General features: G+C 70.2%; 15 protein-coding genes. 9 read left to right on the top strand and 6 right to left on the bottom strand.

The features are described 5' to 3' along the window. Positions 1-413 precede the first annotated feature (413 nt). A complete protein-coding gene (chrA, locus tag ACTJI2_RS17970) occupies positions 414-1,640 on the top strand; it encodes a chromate efflux transporter (RefSeq protein WP_440842923.1) in 1,227 nt (408 codons plus the stop codon). 10 nt (positions 1,641-1,650) lie between these two features. Here the strand turns inward: chrA and ACTJI2_RS17965 are convergent, their stop codons facing one another. The 5 genes from ACTJI2_RS17965 to ACTJI2_RS17945 all read right to left on the bottom strand — a co-directional run bounded on the left by ACTJI2_RS17965 (position 1,651) and on the right by ACTJI2_RS17945 (position 8,859). Further along, entirely contained in the window at positions 1,651-2,130 is a 480-nt protein-coding gene (locus tag ACTJI2_RS17965) for a sensor histidine kinase (RefSeq protein ID WP_203323654.1), read from the bottom strand. Positions 2,131-2,941: 811 nt separating this feature from the next. Continuing rightward, positions 2,942-4,339 carry a sigma-54-dependent transcriptional regulator gene (locus tag ACTJI2_RS17960; protein WP_192198040.1) on the bottom strand — a complete coding sequence of 466 codons (1,398 nt, stop codon included), beginning with the start codon at positions 4,337-4,339 and terminating at the stop codon, positions 2,942-2,944. A 36-nt stretch (positions 4,340-4,375) separates the two neighbouring features. Further along, positions 4,376-6,820 (bottom strand): ADOP family duplicated permease, encoded by a 2,445-nt coding sequence (locus ACTJI2_RS17955; RefSeq protein ID WP_203323646.1) that lies wholly within the window; start codon positions 6,818-6,820, stop codon positions 4,376-4,378. Further along, the gene (locus ACTJI2_RS17950; RefSeq protein WP_192198042.1) at positions 6,817-7,590 is read right to left on the bottom strand and encodes an ABC transporter ATP-binding protein; all 774 of its coding nucleotides are present in this window, start codon (positions 7,588-7,590) and stop codon (positions 6,817-6,819) included. The genes ACTJI2_RS17955 and ACTJI2_RS17950 overlap by 4 nt, the downstream gene beginning before the upstream one ends. 18 nt (positions 7,591-7,608) lie before the next feature. Then, positions 7,609-8,859 (bottom strand): efflux RND transporter periplasmic adaptor subunit, encoded by a 1,251-nt coding sequence (locus tag ACTJI2_RS17945; RefSeq protein ID WP_440842922.1) that lies wholly within the window; start codon positions 8,857-8,859, stop codon positions 7,609-7,611. Between the two features lie 217 nt (positions 8,860-9,076). On the opposite strand from ACTJI2_RS17945, the gene ACTJI2_RS17940 reads away from it, so the two are divergent. Genes ACTJI2_RS17940 through ACTJI2_RS17930 form a run of 3 tightly spaced genes read left to right on the top strand, consistent with a single transcriptional unit; the run spans position 9,077 to position 11,352 of the window. Beyond that, entirely contained in the window at positions 9,077-9,424 is a 348-nt protein-coding gene (locus ACTJI2_RS17940; protein WP_141455437.1) for a PadR family transcriptional regulator, read from the top strand. Further along, positions 9,421-10,332, top strand: a complete 912-nt coding sequence (locus ACTJI2_RS17935) for a hypothetical protein (protein WP_440842921.1) — start codon at positions 9,421-9,423, stop codon at positions 10,330-10,332. Before ACTJI2_RS17940 ends, ACTJI2_RS17935 begins: the two co-directional genes overlap by 4 nt. Positions 10,333-10,386: 54 nt before the next feature. Beyond that, on the top strand, positions 10,387-11,352 hold the full coding sequence (locus tag ACTJI2_RS17930; RefSeq protein ID WP_440842920.1) for an alpha/beta fold hydrolase: 966 nt from the start codon (positions 10,387-10,389) through the stop codon (positions 11,350-11,352). A 27-nt stretch (positions 11,353-11,379) separates the two neighbouring features. Here ACTJI2_RS17930 and ACTJI2_RS17925 read toward each other — a convergent pair whose 3' ends face one another. Then, positions 11,380-12,426, bottom strand: a complete 1,047-nt coding sequence (locus tag ACTJI2_RS17925) for an AraC family transcriptional regulator (RefSeq protein ID WP_440842919.1) — start codon at positions 12,424-12,426, stop codon at positions 11,380-11,382. Between the two features lie 75 nt (positions 12,427-12,501). Between ACTJI2_RS17925 and ACTJI2_RS17920 the strand changes: the two genes are divergently transcribed. The 5 genes from ACTJI2_RS17920 to ACTJI2_RS17900 all read left to right on the top strand — a co-directional run bounded on the left by ACTJI2_RS17920 (position 12,502) and on the right by ACTJI2_RS17900 (position 17,338). Beyond that, positions 12,502-13,791 (top strand): MFS transporter, encoded by a 1,290-nt coding sequence (locus ACTJI2_RS17920; protein ID WP_440842918.1) that lies wholly within the window; start codon positions 12,502-12,504, stop codon positions 13,789-13,791. A 9-nt stretch (positions 13,792-13,800) separates the two neighbouring features. Continuing rightward, the gene (locus ACTJI2_RS17915; RefSeq protein ID WP_440842917.1) at positions 13,801-14,847 is read left to right on the top strand and encodes an NADP-dependent oxidoreductase; all 1,047 of its coding nucleotides are present in this window, start codon (positions 13,801-13,803) and stop codon (positions 14,845-14,847) included. Between the two features lie 63 nt (positions 14,848-14,910). Further along, entirely contained in the window at positions 14,911-15,303 is a 393-nt protein-coding gene (locus tag ACTJI2_RS17910; RefSeq protein ID WP_440842916.1) for a DUF6165 family protein, read from the top strand. 101 nt (positions 15,304-15,404) lie between these two features. Continuing rightward, a complete protein-coding gene (locus ACTJI2_RS17905; protein WP_440842915.1) occupies positions 15,405-16,625 on the top strand; it encodes a helix-turn-helix domain-containing protein in 1,221 nt (406 codons plus the stop codon). 47 nt (positions 16,626-16,672) lie between these two features. After that, positions 16,673-17,338 (top strand): Vgb family protein, encoded by a 666-nt coding sequence (locus ACTJI2_RS17900; protein ID WP_440842914.1) that lies wholly within the window; start codon positions 16,673-16,675, stop codon positions 17,336-17,338. The last annotated feature ends 267 nt before the right edge of the window (positions 17,339-17,605 follow it).

Below are 17,605 nucleotides of genomic sequence, written 5' to 3'. Positions count from 1 at the left end.
GGAGCGACGTAAGTCGCGACCGTGGGGTTCAATGCCGCCCGGGAAGCGGTCGCGACTTACGTCGCTCCTACAACCGTGATCGCGCCCGCTTGCGGGAACGACGCTGGTTGCGAAAGCGGGACTCGTGGCATCTGCGGAAAAGCTCGCGACTGACGTCGCTCCCACAATGGCAGGTTGGCTTGAGTGGAGCGGACAAAGGCGATGGCTGGCAAGTGATCCATCTTTCAATCAAGGCGTTCCTTCCCCGTAGGAGCGACGTAAGTCGCGACCGTGGCGTTCAGTGCCCCCCGGGAAGTGGTCGCGACTGACGTCGCTCCTGCACGCGTTTGGGGAATTGCCATCATCGGGTCATCGCGGCGATGTTGGATCATGGTGGCCTGTCCGATCTCCATGCGCCGCGCCGTCCTGAAGGAATGTCCTTGAGCCATCCATCGCCCACCGGTTCCCATGCGCCGCCCTCGGGCGCGATCGCGATCTTCCTGGTGTTCCTGCGGCTGGGGCTGACTTCGTTCGGTGGGCCGCTGGCGCATCTGGGCTACTTCCGCGCCGAATTCGTGCAGCGTCGGCGCTGGCTGGACGAAGACGCGTTTGCCGGTCTGGTGGGCCTGTGCCAGTTTCTTCCGGGTCCGGCGAGCAGCCAGCTCGGCTTCGCGCTGGGCTGGCTGCGCGGCGGCTGGCGCGGGGCGCTGGCGGCATTCCTCGGCTTCACCCTGCCCTCGGCGCTGTTGATGTACTGGCTGGCGCTGCATGCGCCGCGCGCGACCACGACGCCCCTCGGGCTGGTACTGGTGCATGGCCTCAAGCTGGTCGCGGTGGTGGTGGTCGCGCACGGCCTGTGGGGGATGGCGCGCACGCTCACCCCGGACCCGCGCCGCATCGCGCTGGCGACCGCGATCGCCGTGCTGGTGTTGCTGGCCCGCAATCCGATCTGGCAGCTGGCGGGCATCGGCCTCGGCGCGATCGCAGGCGCGTGGTGCTGTCCGCCGGCGCCGGCGGGCAGCAGCCCGGCTCCGCGCGTGCCGCGCTGGCTGGCGCCGATCGCGCTGGTCCTGTTCGCGGCGGGATTGCCATGGGCGTTCTGGCCGCGTGGCGAGGCACCGACACTGGATGCACTGGCGGCGGCCAGCTACCAGTCCGGCGCGCTGGTGTTCGGCGGCGGCCACGTGGTGCTGCCATTGCTGGAAGCCAAGCTGGTGGCGCCGGGATGGTTGAGCGCGGACCAGTTCCTCGCCGGCTACGGCGCCGCGCAGGCGATGCCCGGACCGATGTTTTCGCTGGCGGCTTTTCTTGGCGCCGGTGTGGATGCCGGCGTCGCCCGTCCGTTGGCCGCCACGGTGGCGCTGCTGTGCATTTTCCTGCCGGGTTTCCTGCTGCTGATCGCGCTGCTGCCTGGCTGGACGCGGATTGCCTCGCGTCCGCGGCTGGCGCGAATGGTGGCCGGCATCAACGCGGCGGTCGTGGGCCTGTTGGCGGCGGCGCTGTACGACCCGTTGTGGAAGAACGCGGTGGGCACGCCCGTCGACGTGGGCATCGTCGCGCTGGGCCTGCTGATCGCCGCGCGGGTGCGGCGATCCGCGCTGTGGGTGCTGGCGATGTGCCTGGGCGCGGCATGGCTGGCGGCGGGACTGCCGCGGCCCTAGCGGGAAGACGTCAGCCGTCTTGTGCCAACGGCAACCGCAGTTCCGCCACCGTGCCCGTCTCCGGTGCGCGCGACAACAGCTCCAGGCTGCCCTGCTGCGCTTCCAGGATCTGGCGTGACAGCACCAGGCCGATGCCGGAGCCGCCGCTCTTGGTGGTGAAGAACGGCACGAACAGGCTGTCGCTGGACGGCAGCCCCTCGCCGCGGTCCCTGACCTGCACGCGCGCCTGTCCGTTTTCCGCCCATGCGCACAACTCGACCGGCGCGCTGCCGCCGGCTTCGACCGCGTTGCGCAGCAGGTTGATCAGCACCTGCTCCAACTGATCGGCATCGGCGACGACCCGCAGTTGCGGTGCGACCTCGACCTGGATGCGTTCGTCGACCAGCCGGCGCACGCGCTCGCACAGCGGCGCCAACGGCACGCTGGCCGGTTGCGGTTCGGGCAGCTTGGCCAATCGCGCATAGCCGCCGAGGAAACGCTGCAATGCCAGGCTGCGCTGTTCAATCAGGTCCAGGCCACGGGCAAGGTCCGTGCGCGCCTCGGGGTCGAGCGTCGCGCCTTCCGGCGGCAACATGCGCGCCAGGGTATCGGCCATGGAGGCGATCGGCGCCATCGAGTTGTTGATTTCGTGGCTGAGCACGCGCAGCAGGCGGCGGAATGCCTGCGCTTCCTCGTCGCGCAGCGCGCGTTCCATCGGTTGCAGGACGAGCAGGCGGCCGGCCTGGCTGCGGCTGCGCAGCGACGCGTGCCCGATCTGCCAGCGCCCCTGCTGGGTGGGAAAGGCATGCGGGTGGATGCGGCCATTCGGAATATCGAACAACGGCGCCAGCCCCAGCGCGTCCGCGCGTTGTCCCAGCAGTTCCGCGGCCGGACGGCCCAGCAGGCGTTCACCGGCGGGATTGATCAGGCGCAGGCGGTCACCCTGCTCGAACGCGAACACCGCGCCGTCCAGCGCGGCCAGGGTCTTGCTGAGCAGTTGCAGGCTCTCATGGGAGTCGCGCTGCTCGTCCTGCAGGCGCTGCGCCAGCGCGTTGAAACGGCCCATCACCTGAATCTGCCCGCCGCCACCGGAAGCCGCGCCGCGCACGCTGTAGTCGCCTTCGCGCAACGATTCCAGCAGGCCGTCGAGGGTGCGCAGGCGGCGTCCATCCGCGTATCGCTGTAATCGCCAGATGATCGCGGTCAGCGCCAGCACGCAGATCAGCAACAGGGCGGCCTCGCGCGGCGCCGGCGTGCCCAGCGCGAGCACGGCCGCCAACGCCAGCATCGACGGCGCGACCAGCCACGCCGCGCGTCCGCGCTCAGGCATTCTCATCGCCACGCAGGCCGTGTTTCTCCAGCCGCCGGTACAGGCTCTGGCGGGTGATGCCCAATTGGTCGGCGGCACGTTGCAGGTTGCCGCCCTGATCGGCCAGCGCGCGCCGCAGCAGCAGCGCTTCGGCTTCCTCCAGGGTCATGCGTTCGGACAGCCGCGGCTCCGCCGCGCCGGGCAGGCGCAGCGCGGCGGCGTCCAGCACGCCTTCGTCGGCCAGCAGCGCCGCGCGTTCCATCACATGCGACAGTTCGCGCACATTGCCCGGCCACGGGTAGGTGAGCAGCGCGCGTTCGGCGTCGCGCCCGATGCGCGGCACCGGGCGGCGGTAGCGGGTGCAGGCGGCGGACAGGTAATGGCGCGCCAGCGGCAGGATGTCCTCGCCGCGCTCGCGCAGCGCCGGCACCCGCACCTGGAACGTGTTGATCCGGTACAGCAGATCCTGGCGGAAGCGGCCGGCCGCCACTTCGCTTTCCAGATCCGCGTTGGTCGCGGCGATCACGCGCACGTCCACCCGCCGCGTCTGCGAGGAGCCCAGGCGTTCGAATTCCCCTTCCTCGATCGCGCGCAGCAGCTTGGGCTGCTGGTCCAGCGGCAGGTTGCCGATCTCGTCCAGGAACAGGGTGCCGCCGTCGGCCAGTTCGAACCGGCCGGCGCGATCCTGGCGCGCGTCGGTGTAGGCGCCGCGCACGTGGCCGAACAGTTCGGCCTCGAACAGGGTCGGCGCGATGCCGCCGATGTTGACCTTGACGAAGGCCCGCGCCGCGCGCCGCGAGCCGCGATGCACGAAACCGGCCAGCAGGCTCTTGCCGGTGCCGTTCTCGCCCAGCAAGAGCAGGTTGGCGTCGCTCTCGGCGATCCGCGCCAGATCCTCCAGCAGGCGGCGCATCACCGGCGATTCGGCGATGAAGTCGTCGCCGGCCTCCTGCAGCAGCAGCGCCTGCGCCTGTCCCAGCCGCTGCTCGCTGCGGCGGCTGCGATCCAGCGCGATGCGGCTTTCCAGCACGTTCAGCACGCGCGCGTTCTGCCACGGCTTCTCGATGAAATCGACCGCGCCGCGCTGCATCGCCGTCACCGCCAGTTCGATGCTGCCCCAGGCGGTCATCGCCACCACCGGCAGGCCGGGGCACTGCGCGGCGATCTGCTCCACCAGCGCCAGGCCCTCCTCGCCGGAGGTGGTGTCGCGGCGGTAGTTCATGTCCACCAGCACGGCGGCGAATTCGTCGCCGCGCAGGCAGCCCAGCGCGATCTCCGGCGACTCCGCGCCGACCATGCCGTAGCCGGCGCTCTTGAGCAGCATGCGCAGCGCCTCGCGCACGTCGGGCTGATCGTCGACGACCAGGATGCGGGCGCTGGGGGACGGACGGGAAGTCGGCACGGTGCTCATCACCGCCAGTCTAGCGTCCGCGCCGGAGCGCGGGCGCTACTCATTGCGCAGCGCCTGCATCGGCGGCACCCGCGCCGCCCGCAACGCCGGCGAAAGCGCCGCCAGCAGGCCGGCCAGCGCCAGCGCCACCACCACCGCACCGATCGCCAGCGGGTCCGCCACCTGCACCTCGAACAGGTAGCGCTGCAGGAACCGCGACATCGCCATCGCGATGCCCAGTCCCGCCAGCAGCCCGATGGCGATCTGCAGACCGGCCTCGCGCAGCACCTGCCGCAGCAGCCGGCGCGGATCGGCGCCGAGCGCGGCGCGCACGCCGAATTCGTGCCGGCGCGCGGCCACCGCGGTCGCCATCACCGCGTACAGGCCCACCGCCGCCAGCAGCAGCGCCAGGCCGGCGAACAGGCCCACCAGCAGCAGGTTGAGCTTCTGCTCGCTGGTGGTGGACGCGACCACCGCGTCCATCGCATCCAGATCGGAGATCGGCTGCTGCGGCGCGACCTCGGCGATCGCCTCTCGCAACGCGCGTTCGGCGCTTCCGGCGGTGTTGCCGGCGCGCGACTGCAGCGCATAGGTGAGGCCGCCGAATCCGCGGATGATCCGCCATGCGCTCGGGGGCAGCTGCGCCAGCGGGGTGTAGACGATCGGGGGCGCCGGCTCGGCCGGGCCGAACTGGCGCACGTCGCCCACCACCCCGACCACCCGCATCGGCACGCGCCGATCCTCGCCGTCGTCCTCGATGGCGACAATTTTTCCCAGCGGCGCATCACCCAGGTACTGGCGCGCGAACGCGGCGCTGACTACACAGATGCGCTCGGCGCCGGCGGTGTCCTGTTCGCCAATCCCGCGGCCGGCGAGCACCGGCATGCCGAACACATTGAAGAAATCCGGCGTCATGAAGCGGTACTGCGCGCTGATCGAGCGTCCGTCCGGCAGCACGTAGCTCCAGTTCAACTGGGTGGCCGTGGGCGGGTTGCTGCCCGCCCCGACATGGGCGATCCCGGGCAACCGCCGCAGCCGTTCGACGATGCGATCGGTCTGCTCGACCATCGAGCCGACTTCGGCGTGGCGTTCCCGGATCGGCGCCAGACTGAAGATGGTCACCGCGCGGCTCTCGAACCCCATCGGCACCTCGGACAATCGTTGCAGGGTGCGGGTGAACAGGGCGGCGCCGATCAGCAGCACCACCGCCACCACCACCTGCGCGATCACCAGTCCGCGGCCTAGCCGGCCGGCGCCGCGGCTCCAGCCCGCGCGCCCGCCGCCGACCAGTTCGCGGGTAAGTTGCAAGCCGCGCACGCGCAGCAGTCCCAGCACGGACGCCAGCAACGCGGTGGCCGCGCCGGCCAGCAGTGCGAAGCCCACGCTGGTGCCGGTCAAGGCGGCCGCTTCGCCACGGATCCATTCCGGTGGCACCCAGCCGGCCATCAGGCGCAGGCCCAGCCAGGCCAGTGCGATGCCGACCAGCGCGCCGCCAAGACCAATCAACAGCCCCTCGGCCAGCGCCGGCAGGCCCAACCGGGCCAGTGGCGCGCCGAGGGCAACGCGCACCGCGCTGTCATGGCTGCGGCCCAGCGCGCGCAGCAGCATTAGGCTGGCCAGGTTGATCGCTGCGATCAGCAGCACGCACGCGCCCGCGCCGAAGAACAGCCACAGGGTATTGCCGGTGCGCGAGGCGAACACGCTGCCCTTCAGCGGCAGCGCATTGGGCGGGAATTCGAGCAGGTGGCGTTGCCATTCCTCGGTCATCCGCGGGTTCTGGCGAAGCAGCGCGCCGAGCACGGCGCCGGTTTCCGCCGAGGCTTCGGCCACGCTGATGCCGGGCTTGATCCGGGCGATGATCTGCTCATTGGTGGACAGATTGGTGCTGGCCAGGTCCGGCTGCATCGACAGCAGGATGTCGAACTGCACCGGCCAGCGGAACGCGGCCGGCAACACCCCGACCACCTGCGCGGCGCGGCCTTCCACCTGCAGGGTCTGGCCGATGGCGGCGGGATCGGCGCCGTAGTACTGCGTCCAGAACGCATGGCTGAGGATGACCGCCTGCGGACCGTTCACCCGGTCCTCCTCGGCGTTGAAGTTGCGGCCCAGCGCCATCGGCAGGCCCAGCGTGTCCAGAAAGCCGCGATCCACGAGCAGGGAGCCGACCACCCGCCCCTCGTCGCCGCGCGCGATATTGGTGTTGATCGCCCAGCTCCGCAGCATGCCGGTCGAGGCGAAGCTGCGCATGCGCCGCACCGGCGCGTAGTAACCGGGCGCGGCCGAGTTGCGCTCGCCGTCGAAGTACTGGCCGAGGGTGACCAGCCGATCCGGCTGCGGAAACGGCAGCGGCTTCAGCAGCGCCTGGTCCAGCAGCGAGAACACCGCCGTGGTCGTCGCCACGCCCAGCGCCAGGGTCAGCACCGCCAGTAGCAGGTAGCCGGGCCGGCGCAGCAGGCCGCGCCAGGACTGGCGCGCCTCGTTCCACAGGATCGCCGCGCTCACGACACCGCCTCCAGTCCCGGCAACGCCATGTCGCGCTCATGACGCAGCCGCTCGAAGGTGTCCTCGTCGACGATGCGGCCGTCGAGCATGTGCACGATGCGCGTCGCGCGTCGCGCGAACGCGGGATCGTGGGTCACCATGCACAGCGTGGTGCCGTTTTCGTGCAGTTGTTCCAGCAACTGCATCACCGCCTCGCCGTTGCGGCTGTCGAGGTTGCCGGTGGGTTCGTCGGCCAGCAGGATCGACGGGTTCCCCACCAGCGCGCGCGCCACCGCCACGCGCTGCTGCTGGCCGCCGGACAGCTGCCCCGGATAGTGGCGGGTGCGGTGGTTCATGCCGACCAGTTCCAGCACTTCGCGCACCCGCCGGGTGATGTCGGCGCGGCCGAAGCCGTCGCGATAGGTCAGCGGCAGGGCGACGTTCTCTTCCACGGTCAGATCCGCGATCAGGTTGAACGCCTGGAAGATGAAGCCGATCTCGCCATTGCGGATGCGCGCGCGGCCACGCGCATCCAGGTCGGCGACATTGCGCCCGTTGAGCCAGTACTCGCCGCGGCTGGGCGCATCCAGCAGGCCCAGGATCGACAGCAACGTGGACTTGCCGCAACCGGAAGGACCGGTGATGGCGACGAAATCGCCCTGGGCGATGTCCAGCGCGATGTCGGACAGGGCGTGGGTTTCGACCTCGTCGGTATGGAAAACCTTGCCCAGGTGCTGCAGGCGCAGCAGCGATGCGGGGATGGCGGAAGCAGGTGGGACGGCGATATTCATCGGGGCTCCTGGGAATGGTCAGCGTAAACGCAGTCGCGGGTACTGCGCCCACTGGCTGGTGTCGGAAAGCACGGCGCGGTCGCCGGGGCGAAGACCGTTGCGGATTTCGATGCGATCGCTGGAGGCGGCGCCGAAGCGCACCGCGGTCTGGCGGGCCTCGCCATCGCCGTCCAGCACGAACAGGGTGCCGGGACTGCCAGGCACGGCCAGCGCCGGGCGCGGAATGCTGATCACGTCGCGCAGCACGCCCAGGCGGATGCGCCCGTCGACCGACAGATCCGGGCGCGCGCCGGGCGGCAGCTTGCGTCCCAGATCCACATCGATGGTCACGCTGCCGTTGCGTACCGCCGGATCGATGCGGGTGAGCCGACCCTCCACCACGCCATTGCGGGTGTCCACGCTCACCGCCAGGTCCAGCGACAGGTCCTTGGCCAGCACTTCCGGTACCTGCAACCGCGCGATCAGATCATCCGGACGCGCCACCCGTGCGAGCTTGGCGCCGACGGTGACCTGCTGGCCCGGTTCGACGTCGATCTGCTGGAGGATGCCGTCGCTGCCGGCGCGCACGTCCAGCGCCGCGACCTGCTGGCGCGCGATCGCCAGCGTGCTGGCGGCTTCGTCGCGCCGCGCCTGCGCCGCGCGCAGTTGCGCGGCCATGTTCTGGCGGAACGCGGACACGCGCCGGGTTTCGATTTCCGCGCGTCCCTGCTGGGTGGTCTCGGTGATCTGCGCCTGACGCAGATCGATCTTCGACATCACCCCGGCGGCGTGCGCGCGTTCGTAGGCCTGCGCCTTGACCTCGGCGATGCGCCATTCCGACTCCGCCTGCGCCTGCTGCGCCTGCTGGTCCAGCAACTGCGAGGCCAGCGACGTGCGCACCGAGGCGACTTCGGCCTCGGCGCCCGCCAGCGCCGCTTCGGCCTTTTCCAGGTTGGCGGTCAGCTCCGGATTGACCATGCGCAGGATCGCCGTGTCCGCGCCCACCCGGCTGCCGGGCTGCACCAGCACCTGCTCCAGCGTGGCGACGGCACCGGCGGTAATCCAGCGGATGTCGCGTGGCACCAGCGTGCCGGTGGCGCGGATCTCGCGCACCATGTCGCCGCGCTCGGCGTCGCCGATCCACAGGCTGCCGCGTTCGACCTTGGGTGCGGCCTGGCCCACGCCAAGCACGGCGACGGCGGCGACCGCCGCCAGGAACAGAATCGGGCCGCCGACAAGCAGCAGGCGGCGGCGGGATGCGGAGCGGGTCTGGGGGCGGGCGATGTCCATGCCCCTTTGAAGAGCATGCCGCGTGCCAATCGCGATGCGCGCTCAACTGATTGATTCAGTGGAAGATTCTTTCCCCCTTGGCACGCCATCATGTCCGTTTTCGTACGTTCGGCGTCCGCCACCGGGCGTCCTGCCGCCGTCCGTCGGCAAGTTGCTTCCCGGGATTTACATACTGTGCAACACAAAGTACTGTTCGCCAAACTTTACGGGGTGGAACATGGTGGAAGCGCGCGACAACCCGGGATCCAAGCTGGAACTGGAGCTGCGGCGCGGCGTGCTGGTGCTGGCGGTGCTGTCGCAGCTGCGCGAGTTCCAGTACGGCTATTCGCTGCGGCAGGCGCTGGCCCAGCGTGGCATGCCGATCGAGGAAGGCACGCTGTATCCGCTGCTGCGGCGTCTGGAAGGCCAGGGGGTGCTGGCCTCGGAGTGGCGGATCGAGGACGGCCCGCCACGCCGCTATTACCGCTTGAACGACGCGGGCGAGGCGATGCTCGCCGAATTGAAGGCCTATTGGGATTCGCTGGTCGGGACCATGGGTGGACTGCTGCAAGGGGACGGGAAATGAACGTGAACGACGTGATCGATGCCTACGTGATCGATGTGATGCGCCGCCTGCCCGCACGCGAGCGCAACGAAATCGGGCTGGAACTGCGTGGCCTGCTCGCCGAGATGCTGGCCGAACGCGCCGATGGCGAAGGCCGGCCCGCCGACGATGCGATGGTGCTGGCGCTGCTGCGCGAATTCGGTACGCCGGCCGAGGTGGCCACGCGCTACCGCCCGCCGGGCCTGGTCGCCATTCCTCCGCAGGAAACCGGCAAGTTCGCGCTGATCGCGATCATCGGCCTCGCCATCCAGTGGGCGATCAGCCTGCCGCACGTGTTCGACGGCCGCCTGCCGCTGGCCGGCTGGTGGCTGGGTCCGGGCCTGGGCGCGTTCTGGTGGCCGGGCTTCATGATCATGTTCACCCTGCTCGCCGCGTGGCTGCGCCAGCGCGGCTGGTTCAAGCCGCGCTGGCGACCGCGAGCGGTCGATCCCGAACGCGTCAACCGCGGCGCGCTCGCCTTCGGCCTGGCGTGGTTCGTGATCGGCGTGGCCGTGGTGGTATCGCTGCCCTGGCTGGTACCGCATCTGCCCGGCGCGTTGCCGCGGGTGCTGGCGCTGGATCCGGATTTCCTGCGGATCCGCGCCTGGCCGGTGCTGCCGTTGTGGGCGGCCAGCTTCGCGATCCTGGCCTGCGTGCTGGTGCAGGGGCGCTGGTCGCCGCTCATGCGCAAGCTGGAGATCGTGTCCAGCGCGGCCTTCATCGCACTGCTGCTCTGGTGGGTCACCGCCGGCCGCATGTTCCAGGCCACGCCGACCGATCAGGGTGCGCGCGGCATCCTGGCGCTGATCGTCGTCATCATGCTGGTGGACCTGGGGATCCGCCTGCATCGCGGCCGCACCCGCATCCGTCTGCCGGATCTTTCCGGCTGACACCACCGGCCGGCGCCGCCGGCCTTCCCGCTTCCCTTGCCAAGGAGTCCCGCCATGCTTCGCGCGTGTCTGCTTTCGCTCGCCCTGATTCCGGCCAACCTGGGCCTGGCCAACCTCGTTTTCGCGGATGAATCCGCTCCGTCTCCACCCGCGTTCGTTCCGCCACCCGCGCCGGGCGAACTCGTGGATATCGGCGGACGCCGCCTGCACCTGGACTGCAAGGGTGACGCGGCCGCTCCCACCGTGCTGTTCGAGGCCGGGCTGTCGCAGTACACCGCGCATTCGGGCTTCTCCAAGGCGCAGGACGCCATCGCGCCGTTCGCCCGCGCCTGCACCTATGACCGCGCGGGACTGGGCTGGAGCGATCCGGTTCCCGGCGCCCGCACGCAACAGGACATGGTGGCGGATCTGCACGCACTGATCGCCGCGAAGAAATTGCGGACGCCATTGGTGATCGTCGGCCATTCCGTCGGCGGACTGCTGGCGCGGCTGTACGCGCGGGAATATCCGGACGAGGTCGCCGGCCTGGTGCTGGTGGATGCCAGTCCCGAGCCGTATCTGTTCACTCCGGGCGCGGCGCAATTCCGCAAGGGCCTGGCGGCGGAAATCGATGCCGGGTTGAAGAAGGCGCAGGGCGACGGTCCGGTCGTGCCGCTGCCGGCCGACGTCGAGCCCGACATCGTGGTGGCGTTCCTGCCGCGCGTGCTGGCCACGGTCAAGCAGGAATACGAAGCGCTTGATCGCATACCCGCCGCGATGCGGCAGGCGCATGGCTACGGCACTCTCGGCGATCTGCCGCTGGCGGTCATCCGGCGCGGCAAGACCGAGACGCCGCCGAACGCGGAGGATCTCCAGTGGCGCGAGTGGCAGGAAGATCTGGCGACCCTGTCCACGCACGGCTTCCTGGTGGTCGCGGAAAACACCGGCCATGTCATCCCGTACGAGAATCCGGCCGTGGTCGCCGGGGCGGTGCGCCGGATCCTTGATGAGATCCGGCTCGATGAGGTCCGCAAGCATTGACCGGCACCACGCCGCACCGCGCGACGATCAGCGCGGTGCACGCGCCTCGAACGCGGCGCGCGGTCGCGCGTGCAGGTGCTCGCTGCGCAGCGCGCCGGGCGACTGGCCGATGATGCGCTTGAACGCCCTGCTGAAGGAGGCTTCGGAGTCATAACCCAGGCGATTGGCCGCCACCGCCACCCGCATGCCGTCCTGCGCGATCCAGCGCCGCGCCTGGAACATCTTGATCCGCGCGACATAGCGCGCCGGTGTCTCGCCGAGCGTCCGGGTGAACGCCTCGGCGAAGCGGGATCGCGACGCGCCCATCAGGCCGGCCAGCTCCGGCACCGTCCAGTCGCGTTCGGGTTCGGCGTGGATGGCGGCGACGACCTTGCCGATCGACGGGCAGTGCACGGCGGCGATCCAGCCGGAGGAATCGCTGCATCCGCACTCCACCCACGCGCGGATGATGCTGGCGGCCAGCACGTCGGCGAGCCGCGCCAGGATGCCGCACGCGCCGATGCGATCCAGCGCGACTTCGCGCTCCATCGCCTCCAGCATCGCCGGCACGGTGGGATCGCGCTGCGCCAGTTCGCCGGCACGCATCATGTCCGGCATCATCGCCAGCAGCGGATGCAACGGATCCAGGTTGAAGCGCAGGCTGCCGCAGAACATCACGGTGCTGGCTTCCGGATCGGCATCGCCGTCGTGCTCTGTCTTGACCAGGTAGATGTTCTCCGACACCGGCACCCGCGCCAGCGCGTCGATGTCCATCGTCGGCACGTCCGGCGCGCTGGCCAGCACGTGGAAACCGCCACGCGGCAGCAGCACCGCGTCGCCCGCGTTCAGGCGCACCCAGTCCGTGTCCGGCAGCTTCAGCCAGCAGCCGCCCCGGGCGACGAAATGGAAGCGCGCCTCGCGGCTGGCCGGAAAGGCGATCGCCCACGGCGCCTGCATCACGCAGCGGCCGTATTCGACGCCGTCCAGGCGCAGGTCGAGCAGGACCCGGGTGAGCATGTCGCGTCCGCCGGCGGGCGCCTCGGCCTCGCCACGCGGGGTCGCGGGGTTCGAAATCCTGGACGAATGAGCAAGCATATCGGCCTTTCCGGCATGGAAACGCCAGCATCATACGCCTAATCTGCCCGTCCGCTCCCCCGGATTCCCTCCCCCGTGTCTTCCCCCTCCTGTTCCGACTGCACCGCCGACGGCCTGCTGGATGAGCCCGGTTCCCCGCTTGCCGACACCGCTTCCCCAACCATCGCCGGCGACGACGTCCCCGCCCGCTGGGCCGCCGTGGGCGCGCTGGCGCTGGGCGTGTTCGGCCTGGTCACCGCCGAATTCCTGCCGGCCAGCCTGCTCACCGCGCTGGCCTCCGATCTGTCCATCAGCGAAGGCGCGGCCGGGCAGACCGTCACCGCCACCGCCCTGATCGGCGCCATCGCCGCGCCGTCGATTCCGCTGCTCACCCGCCGCATCGACCGCAAGCACGTGATGCTGGCGCTGACGACGCTGCTGGTGCTGTCCAACGCGCTGGCCGTCGTCGCGGACAGCCTGTGGCCGTTGCTCACGGCGCGGGTGATGCTGGGCGTGGCGCTGGGCGGATTCTGGTCGATGGCCGCCGCGCTGGCGATGCGACTGGTGCCGGAATCGAAATTCCCGCGCGCGATGTCGTTCATCCTCACCGGCGTTTCGGTCGCCACCGTCTGCGCCGCGCCGGTGGGCGCGTGGATGGGCGAACTGTGGGGCTGGCGCAGCGCGTTCGTCGCCGCCGGCGTGGTGAGCATGATCACGCTGCTGGCACAGATCTTCACCCTGCCCTCGCTGCCGCCGACGGCCAACCCGGATCTGCGCGTGCTCGGCCAGTTGCTGGGCCGGCCGGGCGTACGCATGGCGCTGCTGGCGGTGCTGCTGGTGATCTCGGGCCACTTCGCCGGCTTCACCTATCTGCGTCCGCTGATGGAGAACGTCACCCACCTGTCGGTCGGCGCGATCTCGGCGATCCTGCTGGCCTACGGCATCGGTGGTTTCTTCGGCAACTTCGCCGGCGGCTACCTGGCCGGACGCAGCGAGCGCACCGCGATCGTGTTCGGCGGCACCCTGATCGCGCTGCTGGCGATCGGCCTGCTGCTGGCCGGGCACTCGATGATCGTCACCGCGATCGCCATCGCGCTGTGGGGCTTCGCGTTCGGCGCGTTCCCGGTCGGTTTCCAGATCTGGATCATCCGCGCCGCGCCGGATCAGGCCGAAGGCGCGGGCGGCCTGCTGGTGGCCGCGTTCCAGATCGCCATCGCCACTGGCGCGATCGGCGGTGGCCTGCTGGTGGATCATGTCGGCGCGATCGGCGGTCCGCTGTTCGCGGTCGTCATGATGACGCTCGGCACGCTGCTGACCCTGCGCCACGGCCCGCGTCCGGCTAACTTGGCGGACGAAGCACTGCCTTCCCGTCCCGGTTTCCACTGAGCCTTCCGCATGTCCCTGCCCGCCGATTCCGCCGAAACACCGCTCAACCGCCGCATCACCCTGGCCGCGCGTCCGCGCGGCCTGCCGGCGGCGACCGACTTCCGTCTGCTCCGCGAGCCGGTGCCCGTGCCCGGCGAAGGACAGGTGCTGTTGCGCACGCTGCACCTGTCGCTGGATCCGTACATGCGCAACCTGATGGACGAGATCGGTCCGGGCTATGCGCCGCCGTTGGCGCTGGGCGAGGTGATCGTCGGCGGCACCGTCAGCCGGGTCGAGAGCTCGCGCCATCCCGGTTTCCGCGAAGGCCAGATCGTGCTCGCCAACGCCGGCTGGCAGGACTACGCCCTGTCGGACGGATCCGATCTGGCCTCGCTGGATGGCCTGCCCCAGCCGTCGCTCGCCCTGGGCGGGTTGGGCATGCCCGGTTTCACCGCCTACGTCGGACTGCTCGACATCGGCCAGCCACGCGCGGGCGAGACGGTGGTGGTGGCCGCGGCGACCGGCGCGGTCGGCGCCGTGGTCGGCCAACTCGCCAAGCTGAAAGGCGCGCGCGTGGTCGGCATCGCCGGCGGCGCGGACAAGTGCCGCTTCGCGGTGGAGGCACTGGGTTTCGACGCCTGCCTGGATCGGCGCGAGGGAAACCTGGCCGAACATCTTGCCGCCGCCTGTCCCGACGGCATCGACGTGTACTTCGAGAACGTCGGTGGCGAAGTGCTGGACGCGGTGCTGCCTCTGCTCAACCTGCACGCGCGCGTGCCGGTGTGCGGCTTCATCGCCCACTACAACGATCGCGACGCCGCCGGCGCGGTGGATCAGCGGCCGCAGCTGCTGGCGACGATCCTGCAGAAGCGCGTGCGCATGCAGGGCTTCATCATCCTGGACCACTACGCGGATCGGTTCGAGACGTTCCGCCGCGACATGCGGGACTGGCTCGCCAACGGCGACATCCGCCTGCGCGAGGACATCGTGGACGGGCTGGAACAGGCGCCGGCCGCGTTCGCCGGCCTGCTGCAGGGCCACAACTTCGGCAAGCTGGTCGTGCGGGTGGCGGACTGACCGCCCCCGTCCGACGGGGACGATCCGCTATCATCCGCGCAAATTCCCAACGCAGGAACGGACGTGGATTCGATTCGGGTACCGGTGTCGATCGGTGAACTGGCGGACAAGATCACCATCCTGGAGATCAAGTCCGAGCGCATCACCGACGAGGGCAAGCGCCGCAACGTGCTCGCCGAACTGCAGGATCTTCTGCCGTTGTGGGCGCCGATCGCCGAGCGCCATCCGACCATGGCCGAGCTGAAGGTGCAGCTGAAGCAGGCCAACGAACTCATGTGGGACGTGCAGGACGCGCTGCGCGAAAAGGAAGCCGCGCAGGCGTTCGATGACGCCTTCATCCAGCTGGCGCGCGCGGTCGCCCAGCACAACGGTCATCGCGTGGGCCTGAAGAACGCCATCAACCAGCAGGCCGGCTCGACCTTCATCGAAGAGAAGGAATACCGCGCCGAGGGCTGAGCGCGCGGTTCCACACGCCACATCCCGCGGCTGCGTGCGCGGATGGGCCGGCTTCGCCGTCCTTGTTCGCTCCGGCCATCGTGACCGGTTAGCCTGTCGCGATGGACGCCCTGATCACCGCCGCCGCACGCGCCCTCGCCACCGGCGATGCCCTGGGCGCGCTCAAGGGCGTGGCCCTGCGCGAGGATCCGCCGGCGCTGGCGCTGCGCGGCATCGCGATGGCGCAACTGGGCGAGCATCCGCGCGCGCGCGAACTGCTGCGCCGGGCCGCACGCGGTTTCGGTGCGCGCGAACCGCTGTCGCGCGCGCGATGCGTGGTCGCAGAAGCCGAAGTCGCGCTGGCGATGCGGGATCTGGACGCCACCCCGCGTGCGCTGGAGAACGCCGTCGCCGTCCTGGAAGCGCAGGCCGACCACGTCAACGCCAGCCAGGGCCGCCTGGTGCTGGCGCGCAGGCAGTTGCTGCTCGGGCGCCTGGACGCCGCCGCCGCCACCCTGGCGGTGCTGGCGCGCGGCCGGCTGTCGCCGGCGCTGGCCGCGATCGCGCAGTTGGTGCGCGCCGAACTGGCCCTGCGCGGATTGCGTACCGGCGCGGCACGCGCCGCACTGGAGCGTGCCGACGAAGCCGCCCTCCACGCCGGCATTCCCGCCCTGCGTGCGGAAGTGGCCGACGCGCGTTCGCTGTTGGCCCGCCCCGCGGCGCGGCGCCGGCACACCGAAGGCGAACAGTCGTTGCGACTGGACGAAGTCGAAACCCTGCTCGCTTCCGGCGCATTGGTGATCGATGCCTGCCGGCGCGGACTGCGTCGGGATGGCGCCTGGTATCCGCTGGCGCGACGGCCGGTGCTGTTCGCATTGGCGCGCGTGCTGGCCGAAGCCTGGCCGGGCGACGCCAGCCGCGAGCACCTGATCGAACAGGCGTTCCGCACACGCGATCCGGACGAGACCTACCGCGCCCGCCTGCGGGTGGAACTCGGCCGCCTGCGCGCGTTGGCGGCACCACTGGCGCGCATCGAAGCCACCGCGCGCGGCTTTGCGCTGATTCCGCACGACGCACGCGAAGTGGCACTGCTGGTGCCGCCGCTGGAAAGCGAACAGGCCGAACTGCTGGCGCTGCTTGCCGATGGCGCGGCTTGGTCCACTTCGGCATTGGCACTGGCGCTGGATACCAGCCAGCGCACCGTGCAGCGCGCGCTCGCCGAGCTCGAGGCCGGTGGCCGCGCGCGCGCGGTCGGGCGGGCCCGCGCCCGGCGCTGGGTGGCGCCGCCGCTCACCGGATTCACGACGATCTTGTTACTCCCCGCTACCCTGCCCGCTGGCTAGAGTGTCTCCATCGCGCCGCAACCGGCGCACCACGCAGGAGCCAGGCCATGACCCGCACTTCCTCCCGTTCCGCCACCCCGGCCAGGGCCGCCGAAATCGTCCGCGAATACCCGCTCGATCATCTCGAAGGCGTGCATGGCGTCACCTACGACGGCACCCGCATCTGGGCCGCCACCAACGAGCGCCTGGTGGCCATCGATCCGGACAGCGGCGCCGCGGTTCGCAAGCTGGAGCGTCCCTGCGACGCCGGCACCGCTTTCGACGGCAAGTACCTGTACCAGATCACCGATTCGCGCATCGAGAAGATCGATCCGGCCAGCGGCGAGGTCGTGGCGACGATTCCAGCTCCCGCCGTGGGCGGGAACACCGGACTGGCCTGGGCCGAGGGCAGCCTGTGGGTCGGCCGTTACCGCGATCGCCGGATTCATCGCATCGATCCGGCCACCGGCGCCATCCAGCGCACCATCGAATCCAACCGCTTCGTCACCGGCGTCACCTGGGTGGACGGCGAACTCTGGCACGGCACCTGGGAAGGCGACGAGAGCGAGATCCGCCGCATCGATCCCGACAGTGGCGAGGTGCTGGAACGTTTGCAGATGCCGGCCGGCACCAACGTGAGCGGGCTGGAGTCCGATGGCGCGGATTTGTTCTACGCCGGTGGCGGCGGCAGCGGCAAGGTCCGCGCGGTGCGCAGGCCACGACACGCCGCGTGATGCCCGGCGCGGGCCACTGAACCAAGCACCGCACTTGCCCTTTCACGCTTTTTGCCTCCCCCTTTGAAAAAGGGGGACTGAGGGGGATTCGCTCCTGGCGCGAAAAGCAAATCCCCCGGTCACCTCCGGTGCCCACCCCCTTCTTCGAAGGGGGTAGTTCCCCGCCGTTCCACCTCCCCCTTTGAAAAAGGGGGACTGAGGAGGATTCGCTCCTGGCGCGAAAAGCAAATCCCCCGGTCACCTCCGGTGCCCACCCCCTTCTTCGAA

The organism is Pseudoxanthomonas sp. 22568, from assembly GCF_052044485.1.
GTDB lineage: Bacteria > Pseudomonadota > Gammaproteobacteria > Xanthomonadales > Xanthomonadaceae > Pseudoxanthomonas_A > Pseudoxanthomonas_A beigongshangi.
This window is presented reverse-complemented; position numbering and strand designations above follow the sequence as displayed.

Excerpts from the sequence above, each read along its gene's own strand:
- chrA (WP_440842923.1), top strand. The coding sequence starts at position 414 with ATGTCCTTGAGCCATCCATCGCCCACCGGTTCCCATGCGCCGCCCTCG.
- ACTJI2_RS17960 (WP_192198040.1), bottom strand. The coding sequence starts at position 4,339 with ATGAGCACCGTGCCGACTTCCCGTCCGTCCCCCAGCGCCCGCATCCTG.
- ACTJI2_RS17925 (WP_440842919.1), bottom strand. The coding sequence starts at position 12,426 with ATGCTTGCTCATTCGTCCAGGATTTCGAACCCCGCGACCCCGCGTGGC.
- ACTJI2_RS17935 (WP_440842921.1), top strand. The coding sequence starts at position 9,421 with ATGAACGTGAACGACGTGATCGATGCCTACGTGATCGATGTGATGCGC.
- ACTJI2_RS17905 (WP_440842915.1), top strand. The coding sequence starts at position 15,405 with ATGGACGCCCTGATCACCGCCGCCGCACGCGCCCTCGCCACCGGCGAT.
- ACTJI2_RS17940 (WP_141455437.1), top strand. The coding sequence starts at position 9,077 with ATGGTGGAAGCGCGCGACAACCCGGGATCCAAGCTGGAACTGGAGCTG.
- ACTJI2_RS17900 (WP_440842914.1), top strand. The coding sequence starts at position 16,673 with ATGACCCGCACTTCCTCCCGTTCCGCCACCCCGGCCAGGGCCGCCGAA.
- ACTJI2_RS17945 (WP_440842922.1), bottom strand. The coding sequence starts at position 8,859 with ATGGACATCGCCCGCCCCCAGACCCGCTCCGCATCCCGCCGCCGCCTG.
- ACTJI2_RS17915 (WP_440842917.1), top strand. The coding sequence starts at position 13,801 with ATGTCCCTGCCCGCCGATTCCGCCGAAACACCGCTCAACCGCCGCATC.
- ACTJI2_RS17930 (WP_440842920.1), top strand. The coding sequence starts at position 10,387 with ATGCTTCGCGCGTGTCTGCTTTCGCTCGCCCTGATTCCGGCCAACCTG.
- ACTJI2_RS17950 (WP_192198042.1), bottom strand. The coding sequence starts at position 7,590 with ATGAATATCGCCGTCCCACCTGCTTCCGCCATCCCCGCATCGCTGCTG.